The organism is Microcoleus sp., assembly GCF_041354475.1.
Classification (GTDB): Bacteria; Cyanobacteriota; Cyanobacteriia; order Cyanobacteriales; family Microcoleaceae; genus Microcoleus.
The window spans coordinates 1-17,984 of sequence record NZ_JBGJZU010000107.1 but is presented as its reverse complement, the minus strand read 5'-3'; the positions used below and the strand labels follow the sequence as shown (position 1 = coordinate 17,984).

Sequence of the window (17,984 nt, the reverse complement as noted above, 5' to 3'; positions counted from 1 at the left end):
TGTATTGGAATCTTGCTTTCATTCTTTGTCCTTTGTTTTACTATTCCATTCTAACAGGCTCGGTAAAATCTACCAAAGAATTAAAGCCGTCCTTAAGGACGGGGTTTTCAACCCAATTTTTTGATAACTCTCTGATAGAATCAGCAAGAAATTAAAGCCGTCCTAGAAGCACGGGGCTTGTACCCATTCTTTTGGTCAAAAGCTAGATACCAATTGCACCCGCCCTTCATCCATTTCATTCATTAATAACTCTAAAGCTTCGTAATCAATATCCGAGATGTAGCCCAGACGAGTTAGTTCGTAGTTGATTTCATTTTCAATATCAGGTGTCAGACGCTTAATATTGAGGGCTTTTTCTACAAGTTTACGAATAGCATGAGTTGCTTGCATAGTAGATCGGAGAACTCAGTATATTTTATATATTGATCTAGATTATATATCTCCGAGGTGATCTAAATCAGAACCCACCAGTGATTTCAATTACTTTCTGGATCTGGTTATCCCAAAGTGTCGTTCTGGGGCTGGTTGTTATGGTAATCCCTATTTTAAAATCAGTAAAATTGAGGCTAAATTGTCTGGTATTTATAATAAATAGTATCCTAGCATACTTTTATGCGGAAAATCTGGCAAAAAAAATTTAAATCAAAAAAATACTTAATCTAGATTATCCGGTGGGGTGGCTGTTTTCAATATCCCATCTCCAATCTAATTGGGTTGGCGGATTGACAGCTTTTGAGGTAGGCTACTTAAGAGTCGCAACTATTAGCGAGTCCAGCCGTGACAGTAACAGTCGAAGAATTACTTACATCAGAAATTAATCAACCTGCTCGTTATTTAGGTAACGAGTTGGGGGCTGTACGCCAGCCTTGGGATGCAGCAACTGTGCGATGGGTGCTGACTTACCCAGAAGTCTATGAAGTTGGTGCTTCCAATCTCGGACACATCATTCTTTACAATATCTTGAACGCCGGGCCGAGGCAGTTGTGCGATCGCGCTTATTTGCCGGCCCCAGATTTAGCAGCCAAACTGCGATCGACTCAAACTCCCCTGTTTGCAGTGGAATCGAGGCGATCGCTCACCGAATTTGATATCCTGGGCTTTAGCCTCAGTTACGAACTCGGAGCCACAAATATTCTGGAAATGCTGGATTTGGCAGGCATTCCCCTAACTTGGCAAGAAAGAGCGACAAGTTCCGAATTGCCACTAATTTTTGCAGGCGGCCAAACGGCAACTTCCAATCCTGAACCCTACGCCGACTTTTTTGACTTCATTGCTTTGGGTGATGGGGAAGAATTGTTGCCGGAAATTGGCTTGATTTTGGCCGAAGGCAAAACTAATGCTTTGAGTCGAGAAGCGTTGTTGCTAGATTTGGCGCAAATTCCCGGCGTTTATGTGCCGCAATTCTACGACATGGCCCCTGATGGTTCTGTCCATCCCAATCGCCCGGATGTTCCGCCACGAATTTTACGCCGGGTGGCGACTCCCATTCCAGCTTATTCGATCGGCCTGGTTCCCTACGTCCAGACAGTACACGATCGACTGACAGTAGAAATCCGCCGTGGTTGTACTCGCGGTTGCCGCTTTTGTCAACCGGGAATGTTGACTCGCCCCGCGCGAGATGTGGAACCTCAACAAGTCGTAGAGGCGATCGAAAAGGGCATGAAAGCCACCGGGCAAAGCGAATTTTCCCTGCTTTCCCTCAGTTGTTCCGACTATCTGGCACTCCCAGCAGTCGGTATGGAAATCAAAAATCGCCTGAAAGATAAAAATATTTCTCTGTCTCTACCCAGCCAGCGGGTCGATCGATTTGATGACAATATTGCTGATATTCTTGGTGGTACTCGCCAGGGTGGGTTGACTTTTGCGCCGGAAGCTGGTACGCAGCGGATGCGGGATATTGTGAACAAGGGTTTGACTAATGAAGAATTGCTCAGGGGTGTGAAAACGGCAGTCGATCGCGGTTGGGATAAAATCAAGCTGTATTTTATGATCGGTTTGCCTGGGGAAACAGATTTTGATGTTCTGGGTATCGCCGAAACAGTCCGTTGGCTGAGTAGGGAATGTCGGATCGATGGCAGACGCCGACTCAATTTCAATTTGACAATTTCTAACTTTACGCCCAAGCCCCATACTCCTTTTCAGTGGCACTCGGTTTCTACTACAGAATTTGCCCGCAAGCAAAAATTACTGAGGGAAGAGTTTCGGGGGATGAAGGGTGTTAAGGTGAATTTCACCGATGTGCGGATTTCGGCAATGGAGGATTTTGTCGGCAGAGGCGATCGACGTTTGGCTGCTGTCGTCCGTCGCGCTTGGGAACTCGGTGCAGGTATGGATGCGTGGTGGGAAAGCTTGGATAAAGCTCACAAGGCATGGACTGTGGCGATCGCCCAATCCGATCTTACCTGGAAATATCGCCAAGTCGAAAGTGGTGAATGGAATTTGTTTGCAGAGAAGGAAGTAACCCCCCCCAGCCCCCCCCAAGGGGGGAAATTCAGGAATCAGGAAGAAGGAAGAAATCAAAGGGAAGATTTTCCCCAATCTCCCCCTCCCTCAATCTCCCCCTCCCCCAATCTCCCACTCCCCCTCCTAGATCAACCCTTACCGTGGGATCATCTGGATACGGGAATTGACAAAAATTGGCTAAAACTTGATTTGCAGAAGGCTTTGGCAGCCGCAACAGTCCCCGATTGTTCCTTTGAAGGCTGTTCCCACTGTGGGGTTTGTGGCACTGACTTTGGACACAATATTGTGGTTGAACCTCTGCCAATTCCTCCCTTTGCAGGGGAGTTTGTACCCAATCAAGAGCGCAAACAGCGCTTCCGGGTGTGGTTTGGCAAGGTGGGCGATATGGCTTTGGTTGGTCATTTGGATTTGGTACGATTGTTCGATCGCGTATTCCGTAAAGCCGATTTACCGATTTCTTTTACCGGCGGTTTTCATCCCAACCCTCGCATTTCTCTGGCAAATGCCCTGCCTCTGGGTGTTAGCAGCACAGGGGAAATTGTGGATTTTGAACTCACTGAGTCGATGGACTCCCAGGAGTTTCGGGCAAAATTGGTGGCGCATCTGCCGCCAAATATTCCTGTTTACAAGGTTGAGGCGATCGATCTTAAGGCTCCTTCTGCCAATCAGTTGTTAGAAGCTGCGGAATACCTGATTACTGTGGCTGTAGCTGGTGCGGTGGCAGAAAATGACGAATCAAAGCCAGAGAATGTGACCCCTGTTTATGTCGCTGCTAGTGACCAGTGGCAAGCTTGGGTACAGGCGATTTTGGAAGCTGAGGATTTTTGGCGGGAACATACTACCAAGTCGGGTAAGACGCAGCAAGTCAATTTGCGCGATCGACTACAGGAACTAGAAGTGGTAGATTGTCAATCTGCCGACAGTCGTAACTCCCAAGGTAAAGCCGTCTTGCGCTATCAGGGTAGTTGTCGCAGTGATGGTAATGTACTAAAGCCAGAACATCTGGTGTGGATGCTCGAACAAGTCAGCCACCAGGAAATTCAGCTTCTGCATATCCAACGCAGTCAGCTAATCCTGAGTTATGGTTAGAATAGAAAAGTCGAAGGTGGAGCTAGTACCTAGCTAGCGATTAAATAGACAAGGTGGTACACTTATAGACAAATCTACGACCATTTTGTTCAAACCCTGCGCGATTCCCAAAAAAGCTTGGATTCTCAGTAAAGACACTCGCTTTCGCAGGGATGTTTCGGGGAAGTTACCAACCAAACGCACCCTGTCGGGTCATCGGTGAAATCCAGTGTTGAGGTCGAACAATGCTTTTATCCATCAAAACAAAGTTAAAGCTAAACAAGAGTCAGGCAACAATTATGAGCAAACACGCAGGAATAGCGAGGTTTACTTATAACTGGGGATTGGCTACTTGGAGCAACCTTTACAAAGATGGAGTAGCGCCCAACAAATACCTGCTTAAGAAATTCTTCAACAATCATGTGAAACCTGAGTTTACATGGATTAAAGAAACAGGAATCTGCCAGAAGATAACTCAATACGCTTTTGACAATCTTGGAGACTCTTTCTCCTTATTTTTCAAGAAAAAAGGTGGATATCCTAAGTTCAAGAAAAAAGGACATCACGACTCTTTCACGATAGATGCAGGCGGTAAGCCTATTTTTGTGGGCGGTACGTCTATAAAGTTACCCACAATCGGCTGGGTGAAAACTTACGAGGGATTGCCTCATACTACCTGCAAGTCAATCACCATTTCACGTACTGCCGATAGTTGGTTTATCGCTTTTGCTTATGAACAAAATCATGAACCGACCATCAAAAGTCATGAAGTTGTAGGAGTTGATTTGGGAGTAAAAGAGTTAGCTACCCTTTCAACGGGCGTAGTATTTCCCAACCCAAAACACTACAAATCGCATCAGGCAAAACTCAAGAGATTATCAAGAGTTCTGGCGAGAAAGGTAAAAGGTTCTGGAAATAGACAAAAAGCTAAAGTCCAGCTAGGGAAACATCATGCAAAAATAGCAAACCTCAGAAAAAATACTCTGCATCAAATCACTACTTACTTATGCAAAAACCACGCAAGGATAGTAGTAGAAGATTTGAAGGTCAGTGGGATGCTAAAGAATCACAAAATAGCACAAGTAATAGCTGACTGTGGATTCCATGAATTCAAACGTCAGTTAGAATACAAGGCTAAAAAGTTTGGTTGTGAAATAATCATTGCTGACCGTTGGTTTCCGTCAACCAAAACCTGTTCAAGTTGTGGACATATCCAAGATATGCCACTAAAAGAAAGGACTTACAACTGTGGAAGTTGCGGTCATGCGATGGACAGAGATTTGAACGCAGCAATTAATTTAAGCCAGTGCGGTCTTAGGGTGTCCCCAAGTGGAGTAACTGGTGTATCGCGGTTGGCTAAACCGTGAAAGCTTGCTGAGGGATAGCCGCTCCCATGCTCCCGATGAAGCAAGAAGCAAGTGTCTAGACTTGTCTAGTATTTGTATAGCAGCCTGTCAGGGTCACACCTGCAAAGTAAACCTAATAGTCCGCATTTGACTATGGGTTTACAGACTATTCAAAAATAGATGTTTTTGACCAGGTTTGAGGGTTGGTAGTTGACGGAAATCGCAGTCGAATGGCAAGCTGAATTCAGTTGAGTGCAATCCGCCGATCGCACAAGTGTTCAACAAAAGTCCTTACGCTTTCACTCCTACATAATTTCCCTCAAAACCAGCCCTGAACCACCACTTCCTGGAGTTATCAGTTTTTTGTGTAGAGTTGTGTGTTAAGAAATTGGTACGGTGTCACTGAATTGATTCGCTGAGTTCCAATTAACAGTTGCAAGGATTGAATTTTGAGTGAAAGAATTCGTAATTCACAAATCAAAATTCAAGAGACCTCTCCCGTAACTATTGTGGGGTAGGCATCCAGCCTGCCATTGACAGCCTTTTTGGGAGATGTCTAATATTTACAACTCGCTAAAAGCGTCCTTATTTCTATCTTCCAGCTCAGTCTGCGAAGCATAACTCATAACTCTGTACGGGTGGATTTAAGCACTTTATCTGTAACGGTCAACAGTCAACAGTTAATAGTCAACATTTAACAGTCCTTCCATCCTGCAATAAATCACAGCTAATAACTCTTGAAGTTACTACTAATTAAAATCAAAGTTAAAGGCACTATTCAGCGTAGGTGTCTGGAACTTGCTGACAATTTTTTCGAGGAAATTGAATGACTAAGCAGATAGTTATAGCAGAGCAGCATCGTATTGCTGCCGTCTTTTCAGAAGACCAAATCCAAGAACTCGTGGTAGCCACAGGCAGCCACCAAGTTAGTGATATTTACTTAGGCATTGTCGAAAATGTATTACCTGGGATAGATGCCGCCTTCGTGAATATCGGCGACCCAGAACGCAACGGGTTTATGCACGTCACAGACCTCGGCCCGCTGCGACTCAAGCGCTCGGCAGGAGCAATTACAGAACTTTTGACTCCCCAACAAAAAGTTCTGGTACAGGTAATGAAAGAACCCACGGGCAGTAAAGGCCCCCGACTCACGGGCAACATTACTCTGCCTGGTCGCTATTTGGTGCTGATGCCCTACGGACGGGGAGTCAATCTCTCCCGGCGGATCAAGTCCGAAGCCGAGCGCAACCGCCTCCGAGCCCTGGCTATTTTGGTCAAACCAGCCGGCATGGGACTTTTGGTACGCACCGAGGCTGAAGGCCAGACTGAAGAAGCCATCATGGAAGACTTGGAAGTGCTACAAAAACAGTGGGAAGCCGTTCAAATTGAAGGCGGTACGACGCGGGCACCGGCACTCCTCAACCGCGATGACGATTTTATCCAGCGGGTGCTGCGGGATATGTTTAGTGGTGATGTGAATCGGATTGTGGTGGACTCGCAAAATGGGATTAAGCGAGTCAAGCAGCAGTTGATGAGCTGGAACGGTGGCAAACTGCCTGCGGGAGTTTTGATCGACCATCATCGAGAGCGCGCCTCGATTTTAGAATTTTTCCGGGTGAATGCTGCCATTAGAGAAGCCCTCAGACCAAGGGTAGATTTGCCTTCTGGCGGTTATGTGATTATTGAGCCGACAGAAGCACTAACGGTGATAGATGTCAACTCTGGTTCCTTTACTCGATCGGCTACGGCGCGAGAAACGGTACTCTGGACAAATTGCGAAGCTGCCACAGAAATCGCCAGACAACTGCGCTTGCGGAATATTGCCGGGGTAATTATTGTTGATTTTATTGACATGGAGTCCCGCCGCGATCAGTTGCAGGTGCTCGAACACTTCAATAAAGCTCTCCGGGCTGACAAAGCTCGACCACAAATCGCCCAACTTTCAGAATTGGGGCTGGTAGAACTGACTCGCAAGCGCCAAGGCCAAAATATTTATGAATTGTTCGGCCACAGTTGTCCTACTTGCAACGGGTTGGGTCATTTGGTGCAACTCCCTGGCGAAGAGGAAATGGCCCCAGCGGCACGGGAATCGGGCGATCGCACTGTGGCCACATCCAACCGCGTGTTGTTAAATTTACCCGAAGGATTGGAGCGCCGCAGCTTAGCCCCTGTAGCCGCTGCAAGTCCCACATCGGTGCGGGAAGAACGTTTAGCCGAACCCCAGCGGGCTGCTTGGGAACCTCAGAATGAAAGCTTGGATTTTGAGGCTGGTAGTAATGTTGCTTCTTTGGATTTACTCAACCATCCCAGTTATCAAGACTTGGGGAACGGTACTCGCCGCCGCCGCCGTCGCCGGATTGGGGAAGAAGCTTTTGGACTGCCGGTGGAAGAGGAACCAGTACGCAGCAAGTTGCGACTTCCCAATACTTCCAGCGCTCCCATTGCAGAGCCGAGAGCGGAATATCTTCCACCCCCAGGCATTCGCCCTGCTTCCGAGGGTTTTGGATTGGTGAATATGACGGGTTCCAGGCGCGAAGATTTCGAGCGGGTGCGTCCCACTAAGTCGGAGTTGATGAAGCCGATGGTGGAGCCTCCGGAAGTGATTACGGTGGAAATGACGGCTGAGGAACAGGATGTTTATGCTGTGATGGGGGTTTCTCCTTTGGTGCTGACTAATCGCAGTCTGAAAAATCCTAAGAATGCGATCGTTTCGGTGACAATGCCGGGAGAAGCCCCAACTAAGCCGCCCTTTGAGCAGTTGGAACTTGAATTTACACCGACGGCGCAAGGATCGGAGGTGGAGGAACGGGATTATTATGACGAGATGCCTGTAGTTGAGTCTGTATTTTCTCCTGTATTTTCTGAGGATGCTGAGACGGAAATTTACGATGAAAGTCTGATGGACGACGACACTGATGATTTTGAGCCCATGTCGGAAATGTCCTCGATGTCTGAAATATCGGAAATGAGCGATGAGGCGGAGGAACCAATGCCATCGGAGGAACCAATGTCATCGGAGGAACCAATGCCATCGGAGGAACCAATTCCATCGGAAGAACCGGAGGAACCCGCTATCAATCGCCGTCGCCGTCGCCGTTCCTCTGCTGTTTTGGATGAATAAATAGACCTCTCCCATAATTATTGTGGAACAGGCATCCTGCCTGTTCTTGACTGTTTTTTTAGGAGATGTCTAATGAAGGAAGAAGGAAGACGGAAAACCGCCGACGGAAAACCGCAGACGCAAAAAGGCAGAGGGAAGACAGAAGCAGTAGAAATTTTTACTCTCTTCCCCTCTTTCCATCTCCCCGTCCCTCCCTCTACTGGTATCCCCCTCTCCCCCTCTTCCTCTCCCCAGCTCGTTGCAGGTGTGGATGAAGTCGGGCGAGGGGCTTTGTTCGGGCCTGTGGTGGCGGCGGCTTGCATTTTGCCGATCGAGCTTTTGGATGAGTTGGTAAATTGTGGGGTGCGAGATAGTAAGCAGTTGAGTGCCGCAGCCAGGAGTCGGCTAGCTGTCAAAATCCGGGCTGTGGCTGTGGATTGTCAAATTGGTGTGGCTTCGGTTACTGAAATTGACCGTTTGAATATTTTGCAGGCTTCTTTGTTGGCGATGAAACGCGCCATTATGAAGCTGAATGTTACTCCTGATTTGTGTTTAGTGGACGGAAATCAAAGGATTCCCAATTTGCCGATCGCCCAAGAGACAATGGTGAAGGGTGATTCGCGATCGATTCAGATTGCTGCTGCTAGTATTGTGGCGAAAGTGTGGCGCGATGAATTAATCTTGCGTTTGGCTGTTAAGTATCCTGAATATGACTTGACAAACAATAAGGGATATGGTACTGCTAAACATAAATTGGGATTGGAACGTTACGGGCGATCGGCTTTTCACCGAAAATCTTTTAGCCCGTGTCGATAATAGACATCTCCCGTAATATCAAATCCCGTAGCATCGTCCTGTATTCATCTCTCTATTCTCGGACTCTGTGTCAAGAGCGCTCTCTGCGGTTAAATCATGACCATGCAACGGTCAACGATATAATTACTGTGGAACTGTCATCCTGCCTATTCTTGACTATTTTTGGGGAGACATCTAATACTTAGTTGTAGGAAATATAGCAACACGCTAAGATTAGCATTACTGATACCGAGATGGGGATACCAGAAACCATAAAATCCCAAATATTTGAGCCATTTTTTACTAAAAAACCAGAGGAAATTGAAGTCAAATCTATTCCTGGCCAAACTAATTTTCATTTTTTTATACCAATGATGTCAGATTTGAGGTTTTAAATTAAGCGATAATTTTCGTCTCACCTCTTGCGATCGCCTTTTGGTTAATCCAATGGGTGACAGGAGGGATTTCCAGAGTTTCCGGTTTTGATGGTTTCACAAGTGGATACTAATCTGAAAATCTCCAGGGTTGTCTATCGCAAGTAGCTGCGATCGATCGCGACTGATGATATCAATCTCTAATCTCTAATCTCTAGTCTCGAATTGATTGACTAATGACAAAGGAGCAAAAATAGATGGCTAAACCAGTGATTTTGTGTGTTGACGACGAGAGAATCATGTTGGACAGTCTGAGGACGCAGCTAGCCGCAGAATTTGGCGATGCGTACAGCTATGAAGGGGCCGAAGATGCCGAAGAAGCTTTGGAGTTAATTAGCGAACTCAATGACGATCAAGTTAGCGTCGTTGTAATTATTTCCGATTGGTTAATGCCCGGTATGAAGGGAGATGAGTTGTTGATTCGTATTCATGAAGAATTTCCTAATATTATCAAAATAATGCTGACAGGTCAAGTTGACGACTCAGCAGTCGCTCGCGCTCAACAACAGGCAAATCTTCATAAATGCTTATCTAAACCTTGGTTAGAAGCAGAGTTACGGGAAACTATTAAATCTGCTTTATCTCATAAACTATGAACCAACAGGTAATTATTTGCGTCGATGACGAGATAACTATACTCAGGGGGCTCAAAGCAGAATTGCGAGAAGCCGTCGATAACGATTATATAATCGAAATAGCTGAAGGAGGAGAAGAAGCATTAGAATTAATGCAAGAATTGCGAGAGGAGGGATCTGAAGTTATTCTAATTATTTCCGACCAGATGATGCCGGGAATGATGGGAGATGAGCTATTAAGGCGCGTACATATCGTGTCGCCGAAAACTATCAAAATTATGCTGACAGGACAAGCGGATGTTGAAGCGATAAGCAATGCGATTAATCATGCCAATTTATATCGTTATATCAGTAAGCCTTGGCAAGCAGAAGATTTGAAATTGACAGTTAAAGAAGCGATAAATAGCTATTTTAAAGACAAACAACTTACCGAACAAAATGCGCAACTCCAGCGCATGAATCAAGAGTTGGCAACATTAAACAGCCAGCAAGCGGTACTGATTACTAAATTACACGAAAATGAAAATCGCTTGACACAGTTTTTGGAAGCAATGCCAGTGGGTGTGGGTGTACTTGATACTGATGGCAAAGTTTACTATATCAATCGGAAGGCAAAAGAGATATTTGGTAAAGGAGTTGTATCGGATATGCCTGCGGAAAAATTGTCAGAGGTTTATCAACTTTATCAAGGGGGTACTCTTGAACATTGCCCAGTCGAAAACTTACCAATCATCCGGGCATTGAGGGGGGAAACTTCCGTGGCTGATGATTTAGAAGTCCGACACGGGGAGCAGATTATTCCCGTAGAAATTCAGGCTACCCCAATTTACGATCGGGATGGCAAAATTGTCTATGCTATCAATACTCTTCAAGATATCACGGAACGCAAACAAGCTGAAACAGAACGGAAAAAATTGATTGACGAACTCTTTGAAGTCAATTGCAATTTGGAAATTGCACTGGAGGCAGAATTAGAAATCACTCAGGCGACAAGTCGGTTTGTACCCAATGAATTTTTAGGTTTTTTGGGATGTGAAAGTATTGTTGATATTAAATTGGGAGACGCGGTAGAGTTAGAAATGTCGGTGTTATTTTCTGACATCCGCGAATTCACTACTCTTTCGGAACAGATGACGCCAGAAGAGAATTTCAAATTTATAAATTCTTATTTGAGTCATATGGAACCGCTAATTGTTGAAAATCGGGGGTTTATTGATAAATATATTGGCGATGCAATTATGGCACTGTTTAGCGAGGGTGCTGATGATGCTGTTCGTGCGGGAATAGCCATGTTACACGCCTTGGTTGAATACAATCAAGAGCGCGCTTCTGCTGGCTATATACCCATTAAGATTGGGGTGGGGATTAATACTGGTTCTTTGATGCTGGGTATCGTCGGCGGGCCTAGCCGGATGGATGGTACGGTGATTAGTGATGCGGTTAATTTGGCTTCTCGGATTGAAAGTTTGACGAAAAAGTATGGGGTGTCGCTGTTGATTACTCATCCGACTTTCGAGTGTTTGAAAAATCCTGCTGATTATGCAATCCGCAAAATCGATCGAGTTCAGGTAAAAGGAAAGTCGGAAATGGTGACTGTTTATGAAGTTTTTGATGCGGACTTGCCGGAAATTAAAGCTGGTAAGTTAGCGACGCTGCAAGTATTTAGCGAGGCTTTGTTTTTGTATGACATGAAAAATTTTAGTGGAGCGGCTTTACTTTTTACTGAGTGTTTGCAGCACAATCCTGGCGATATAGTGGCTCAGATTTATCTGGAAAGATGTGATTAGTTATTGGTTGTTGGTTGTTGGTTGTTGGTTATTTGTTATTTGTTAAGTAAATCCACTTAATTAAACGTAAAATACGGATGACCGAAAAGCTGACTGCATAAGTCTTCTTCCTTCTTCCTGAATTTCCCCCCTAGGGGGGGGCAGGGGGGGGTGACTTCTTCCTTCTTCCTTCTACTTATTTGTTGTTGGTTGTTGGTTGTTGGTTGTTGGTTGTTGGTTACACGATCGCTCCGATTGGTGATTTCATCAAAAATTTCCTATGGTTTCCCAGGCTGTTCTGTTGTGATTTGACAAGAAACTAGAAATGTGATATGTTTAAAAACAAATTTTATCTAAATGGAATATAGCAATCGCCAATCCGCTTTGTTTCTTGCTCCCTTCGACTCGGCTCAGGGAGCAAGGAACAAATCACATTAACAGCCTTGGCGCTTGCTATACTTAAAGGCGATCGACTATTTAGCTACTGTAAATTAATCTTGTTGGTGTAAAATTTTCAAATCACCATGAATAGCCTAGGTAACTTCCGGGCGATCGTCTAAAATTTGCAAAATCAATAATTTCAGCTTAAAAATGCACGTAGTGCAGTAAGTCTATGGTCAAATCGAGCGTTTTCCGCCTCCTGTAGCATCTATATAATGTTTATTCAACTTCTTCACTATGACTAATAATTTGTTAACAATTCCCGGTTATCACATCATCGAAGAAATCTATAATGGATCTAGAACACAGGTTTATCGAGGTGTTACTGAGTCCAACCAAAAAGTGATTATCAAACTGCTCAAAACTGAGTATCCCACTTTTAGCGAACTCGTGCAGTTTCGGAATCAGTACACCATTACCAAAAATCTTGACCTTCCCGGAATTGTCAAACCGATTGCACTCTTAAACTACCGCAATGCTTTTGCTCTGGTAATGGAGGATGTGGGCGCTGTTTCCCTGGCTGAGTATACTGCTAATGCCAAGCAATTGGATAATATCCAATCAAATAACTCTGACGCCTCGCCCCAGAGTTCGCCCCTAGCGCTAGATGAATTTTTGCCGATCGCGCTTCAGGTTGTCCAAACCCTAGAAGGACTATATCACAACCGAATTATTCACAAAGACATCAAGCCCCAGAATATTATTATTAACCCTGAAACTAAAGAAATTAAATTAATTGACTTCAGCATTTCCTCACTGTTACCGAGAGAAAACCAGGAAATTCAAAATCCCAAAGTCTTAGAAGGAACTCTGGCTTATATGTCCCCGGAACAAACGGGACGAATGAATCGAGGTATCGACTACCGCACCGACTTTTACTCGCTGGGAGTTACTTTTTACCAACTACTAACAGGACAATTACCATTTAATTCCACCGAGCCCATGGAACTGGTTCACTGTCATATTGCCAGAATGCAAATTCCTCCAATAAATTTGGTTCCAGCTATGGGAATGATGGTGAATAACATGATTATGAAATTGATGGCAAAAACTCCAGAATTACGCTATCAAAGTGCTTCTGGACTGCGCTATGACCTAGAAAAGTGTTGGCGGCAATGGCAAGAAAATGGCAACATTACCGAGTTTGCGTTGGGAAATCGGGATATTTGCGATCGCTTCATCATTCCCGAAAAACTCTACGGTAGAGAAACTGAAGTTAAAGCCCTATTAGAAGCCTTCGATCGCGTCAGCGAAGGTAGCAGAGAAATTATGCTAGTTGCTGGCTTTTCTGGCATTGGTAAAACTGCTGTAGTGAATGAAGTGCACAAACCCATTGTCCGCGAAAGGGGTTATTTCATCAAAGGAAAATTTGACCAATTCAAGCGCGATATTCCCTTTTCTGCATGGGTGCAAGCATTCCAGAATTTAATGAGGCAATTACTCACTGAAAGTCCTGCCCAGGTGCAGAAATGGAAAGTTAAAGTATTTGAGGCTTTGGGTGAAAACGGTCAGGTCATTGTTGATGTCATTCCTGAATTAGAACACCTAATTGGCAAGCAGAAAAAAGTTTCAGAACTAGAGGGGACTGCCGCTAAAAATCGCTTCAATCTATTATTTCAAAACTTCATCCGAGTGTTCGCAACAAAAGAGCATCCTTTAGTAATTTTCTTGGATGATTTGCAGTGGGCAGACTCGGCTTCATTGAAGCTAATACAATTGTTGATGAGCGAGACGAATACCCGCTATGTATTGTTAATCGGAGCGTATCGGGATAATGAAGTTTTTCCAGCACACCCACTGATCCTGACCTTGGATGAGATTCGCAAATACTCGGCAACAGTCAACCAAATAACTTTAGCACCCCTAGATAAAACTTCCCTGAATCGCCTGATTGCCAATACTCTTTCCTGTCCACCAGAAAGGGCGATTTCTCTGACAGAACTGGTTTTCGCCAAAACTCAAGGCAATCCTTTTTTTGCTACTCAATTTCTCAAATCTTTGCAGGTCGATGGGTTAATATCATTTGATGTCCCCCCCCCAACCCCTGCTTGCGAAGGGGGGGCAAGGGGGGGGTGGCAATGTGATATTGCCCAAGTTAGGACGCTAGCTTTGACCGATGATGTGGTCGAGTTTATGGCAATTCAGTTGCAAAAACTGCCTATAAATACCCAGGAAGTCCTGAAACTTGCAGCTTGTATTGGCAATCAGTTTGACTTGGCAACTCTGGCAATTGTTCATAAAAAATCTCAGACTGAGACATCTGCTGATTTGTGGAAAGCGTTGCAAGAAGGGTTAGTTATTCCGATTAGTGAAGTTTACAAGTTTTTTGGGGACTCGGAATCAGTTGAAGTTGCACAAGCGTCGGATTTATCGGTTCCCTACAAGTTTTTACATGACCGAGTGCAGCAAGCAGCATATTTTTTGATTCCCGAATCCCAGAAACAGTCCACCCATCTCGAAATTGGGCAACTGCTGTTCAGGAATACTCCTGAAGCAGAAAGAGAAGAAAAAATTTTTGATATTGTCAACCAGTTGAATATGGGGGTGGAGTTAATTGACTCTCAGTCTGAGCGAGATCAACTAGCTCAATTAAATTTAATCGCCGGACGTAAAGCTTTAACTTCAACTGCTTATGCTGCGGCAAATATGTATCTCCAAACAGGGATTGAACTCTTGAGGGCTAACTGCTGGCAGAATCAGTATGAATTGACCCTGAATCTCTATGTTGCTGCTGCCGAAGCTGCCTATTTGAATGCTGACTTTGATGGTATGGATACCCTAGCAGCACAGGTTTTGCAACACGCCCAAACAATTTTAGAGCGAGTTAAAATTTACGAAATAAAAATTGCTGCTCAGACAGCCCAGAGCAAGGTGTTAGAAACGATCGCAGTCGCCAGAGACGCACTCTTACAATTGGGAATTGAACTCCCTACCACACCTGATGAAGCCTCGATCGGCAAAGCGCTACAAGCCCTTGCAGGCTACCTCGGCGACAGAAAGATTGAGGAACTAATTGACCTACCTGTGATGAGAAATCCACAGACTCACGCAGCTATGCAACTGTCTGGTATGTTGTTTCCACCCGTTTTCCAGGGAATGCCCGGTTTACTGCCCCTACTTAGCTCGACGATGGTGAGTTTATCGCTCCAATTTGGGAATGCACCCGCATCGACGGTGGGGTATGCGATGCACGGGATGGTGTTGTGTGCATTTTTTCAAGAAGTGGAAACGGGCTATGGCTATGGGCAATTGGGGCTGAATTTGCTCGATCGCTTAAATGTACGGGAATTGAAGTCCACAGTTTTACTTTTGTTTGGTGGCTGGATTCAGCATCGTAAAGAAGCTCTTTTAGCAACACTACCGACACTGAAAGATGGCTTTACGGCTGGCATGGAAACTGGCGACTTTGTAGACGCTGGCTACAACATATACATTTATTTTTATACCCATTTATTCGCTGGGGTAGAACTAGACACTTGGGAAGCAGAAATAGCAGGTTACAGGGGTGTCATGGCGCAGTTGAAACAATATTCTGCTCAAATTTATTTGGATATGATTCAGCAGACGGTGCAGAACTTGAGGGAAACCCGTATTCACTCGGATTGCTTAATCGGGGAAGCCTATGATGAAACGGTGATGATTCCCAAGCATTATCAGGACAATGAATTCACGGCGATCGCCTGTGCCTGCATCTTCAAACTGCTGCTTGCTTACTGCTATGGAAACTACACGGCTGCCCTAGACAACATTACCCAAATTAAACAGTATGTGATGGGAGTATCGGGATCGACTTTTGTTCCCATTTTCCATTTCTATGCCGCCCTCACCCACCTAGCACTTTTGCCCACAGATTCAGCAATTGAGCAAACTGAAATTCTTGCCTTAGTGGAAACCCATCAAACTACTCTGCATCAGTGGGCGCAAAATGCTCCCATGAATTATTTGCATAAATTGTATTTAGTAGATGCTGAACGACATCGAGTTTTAGGTCAAAATATGGAGGCGATTGATAATTACGATCGCGCTATTAAACTCGCCAAAGAAAACGAGTACATCAATGAAGAAGCACTAGCTAACGAACTCGCAGCCAAATTTTATCTAACCTGGGGCAAAGAGAAAATTGCTCAAGTCTACCTAACGGATGCTTACTACGCCTATGCACGCTGGGGAGCCAAGGCAAAAGTTGAGGATTTAGAAAAACGTTATCCTCAATTACTTGCGCCGATTTTAAATCAGAAAATGAGCTTAAAGACAGGGGAGACAATTGCTCAAACGATGAGTGGAACTGTTACAGGTACAAGTTCAGGTGTTTCACAAATCCTGGATTTGGCAACCGTAATCAAAGCATCTCAATCACTCTCAGGCGAAATTAATCTCGATAAGTTGCTCTCCACTTTGATGCAAGTGATGATAGAGAATGCGGGAGCCGAAACAGGAGCGATGATTTTGATACAAGGAGATTCATTGTTCCTCGCTGTTCAATGTGCTACTGGTAAATCGTGCAACCTAAACTCAACTCCAGTTGTTGACTCTAACGAAATTCCGATCGCAATTATTAACTATGTCTGGCGCACCCAAGAAACTCTGGTAATAAATGATGCCACTACAGAGGCTACCTTTGCTGCTGACTCTTATATCATCCAGCATCAACCAAAGTCTGTTTTGTGTCTGCCGATTCAACATCAAGGAAAGCCGAGCGCAATTCTGTACCTTGAAAATAATCTGGTGACTAATGCCTTTACGGACGATCGCCTCGCAGTCTTAAATATCTTAGCGTCTCAAGCAGCAATTTCGATTGAAAATGCTCAACTCTATGCTAATTTAGAAACTAAGGTTGAGGAACGTACCCAAGAACTTTCACAGGCTTTAAATACTCTCCAATCTACCCAAGACGAACTGATTCAATCGGAAAAGATGGCTGCATTGGGACAATTGGTGGCGGGAGTAGCTCATGAAATCAATACACCTTTGGGAGCGATTTGTTCCTCCGTAGGTTCTATTGGTGATTTCTTGAGTCAAAATCTCAATCAATTACCCTCATTTTTTCAATCACTATCGCCACAACGCCAACAGCAATTTATCGAGATGTTGGAGCGATCGCAACAAAATACTACAATTGTATCGGGCCGAGAACGCCGCCAATTGAGGAAAGCTATTGTCAGCCAACTACAAGCTCAAGGCATTGCTGAGGCTGATACTGTGGCCAATCTGCTTCTAGATTTGGGAATTTGCGATCGGCTTGAGCCTTTTCTCTCTATATTCCAAGATGCCGAGTGTGACAACTTTCTCAAAACCGTGCGCCAGTTTGTCCGTTTGCAAGAAAGTACACGAGACATTAAAACTGCTTCTGAAAGAGCAACAAAAATTGTCTTTGCACTCAAAACCTATGCCCGATTTAACCAAACTGGAGAAACCATTGAAGCGAATATTATTGATGGAGTTGAAGTGATTTTAACCCTATATCAAAATCAACTTAAACAGGGAATAGAGGTAATTCGTAATTATCAAGAGTTGCCCAAAATTAGCTGCTACTTTGATGAATTAAATCAAGTTTGGACTAATTTAATTCATAATAGTTTGCAAGCTATGAATAACCGAGGGACTTTGACCATTGATGCTAGGGAGGAAAATGGGTCTATAATGGTGAGTATTACTGATAGTGGTTCTGGTATTCCTGAAGAGGTTAAGGCGAAGATTTTTAATCCTTTCTTTACAACTAAACCACCAGGAGAAGGTAGTGGTTTAGGGCTGGATATCGTTAGGAAAATTGTAGAAAAACATGGAGGTGTGATTGAATTTAAATCAATTCCTGGTCAAACTACTTTTACTGTTTCTTTACCGATAGATAGCTAGCCCATAATAAATGTCGCTTGTAGTCGAGTCTAGATCCCCCCTAACCCCCCTTAATAAGGGGGGGACAAGAGCATTCAAAGTCAACCCCTACTCCCCTTTTTAAGGGGGATTTAGGGGATCTAGACTAGACTATAAATTAGAGG

At 44.5% G+C, this 17,984-nt stretch carries 8 protein-coding genes; 7 read left to right on the top strand and 1 reads right to left on the bottom strand.

Annotation, left to right across the window (positions count from 1 at the left end):
* Positions 1-195 precede the first annotated feature (195 nt).
* Entirely contained in the window at positions 196-390 is a 195-nt protein-coding gene (locus ACBR23_RS26340; RefSeq protein WP_340525455.1) for a hypothetical protein, read from the bottom strand.
* 387 nt (positions 391-777) lie between these two features.
* Here ACBR23_RS26340 and ACBR23_RS26335 point away from each other — a divergent pair, with 387 nt between their 5' ends.
* The 7 genes from ACBR23_RS26335 (at position 778) to ACBR23_RS26305 (ending at position 17,841) form a co-directional block, all read left to right on the top strand.
* Positions 778-3,552, top strand: a complete 2,775-nt coding sequence (locus ACBR23_RS26335; protein WP_371119564.1) for a TIGR03960 family B12-binding radical SAM protein — start codon at positions 778-780, stop codon at positions 3,550-3,552.
* A 224-nt stretch (positions 3,553-3,776) separates the two neighbouring features.
* Positions 3,777-4,898: an RNA-guided endonuclease TnpB family protein gene (locus ACBR23_RS26330; protein WP_341739180.1), complete on the top strand. Its 1,122-nt coding sequence runs from the start codon at positions 3,777-3,779 to the stop codon at positions 4,896-4,898.
* 805 nt (positions 4,899-5,703) lie between these two features.
* Positions 5,704-7,998 (top strand): Rne/Rng family ribonuclease, encoded by a 2,295-nt coding sequence (locus tag ACBR23_RS26325; RefSeq protein ID WP_371117599.1) that lies wholly within the window; start codon positions 5,704-5,706, stop codon positions 7,996-7,998.
* A 72-nt stretch (positions 7,999-8,070) separates the two neighbouring features.
* Positions 8,071-8,793, top strand: a complete 723-nt coding sequence (locus tag ACBR23_RS26320; protein ID WP_341739182.1) for a ribonuclease HII — start codon at positions 8,071-8,073, stop codon at positions 8,791-8,793.
* A gap of 610 nt (positions 8,794-9,403) precedes the next feature.
* Complete coding sequence (locus ACBR23_RS26315) at positions 9,404-9,802, top strand: response regulator (RefSeq protein WP_341739183.1); 399 nt, start codon at positions 9,404-9,406, stop codon at positions 9,800-9,802.
* The gene (locus ACBR23_RS26310; protein WP_371119565.1) at positions 9,799-11,568 is read left to right on the top strand and encodes an adenylate/guanylate cyclase domain-containing protein; all 1,770 of its coding nucleotides are present in this window, start codon (positions 9,799-9,801) and stop codon (positions 11,566-11,568) included. The genes ACBR23_RS26315 and ACBR23_RS26310 overlap by 4 nt, the downstream gene beginning before the upstream one ends.
* Before the next feature lie 657 nt (positions 11,569-12,225).
* Entirely contained in the window at positions 12,226-17,841 is a 5,616-nt protein-coding gene (locus ACBR23_RS26305) for an AAA family ATPase (RefSeq protein WP_371119566.1), read from the top strand.
* The last annotated feature ends 143 nt before the right edge of the window (positions 17,842-17,984 follow it).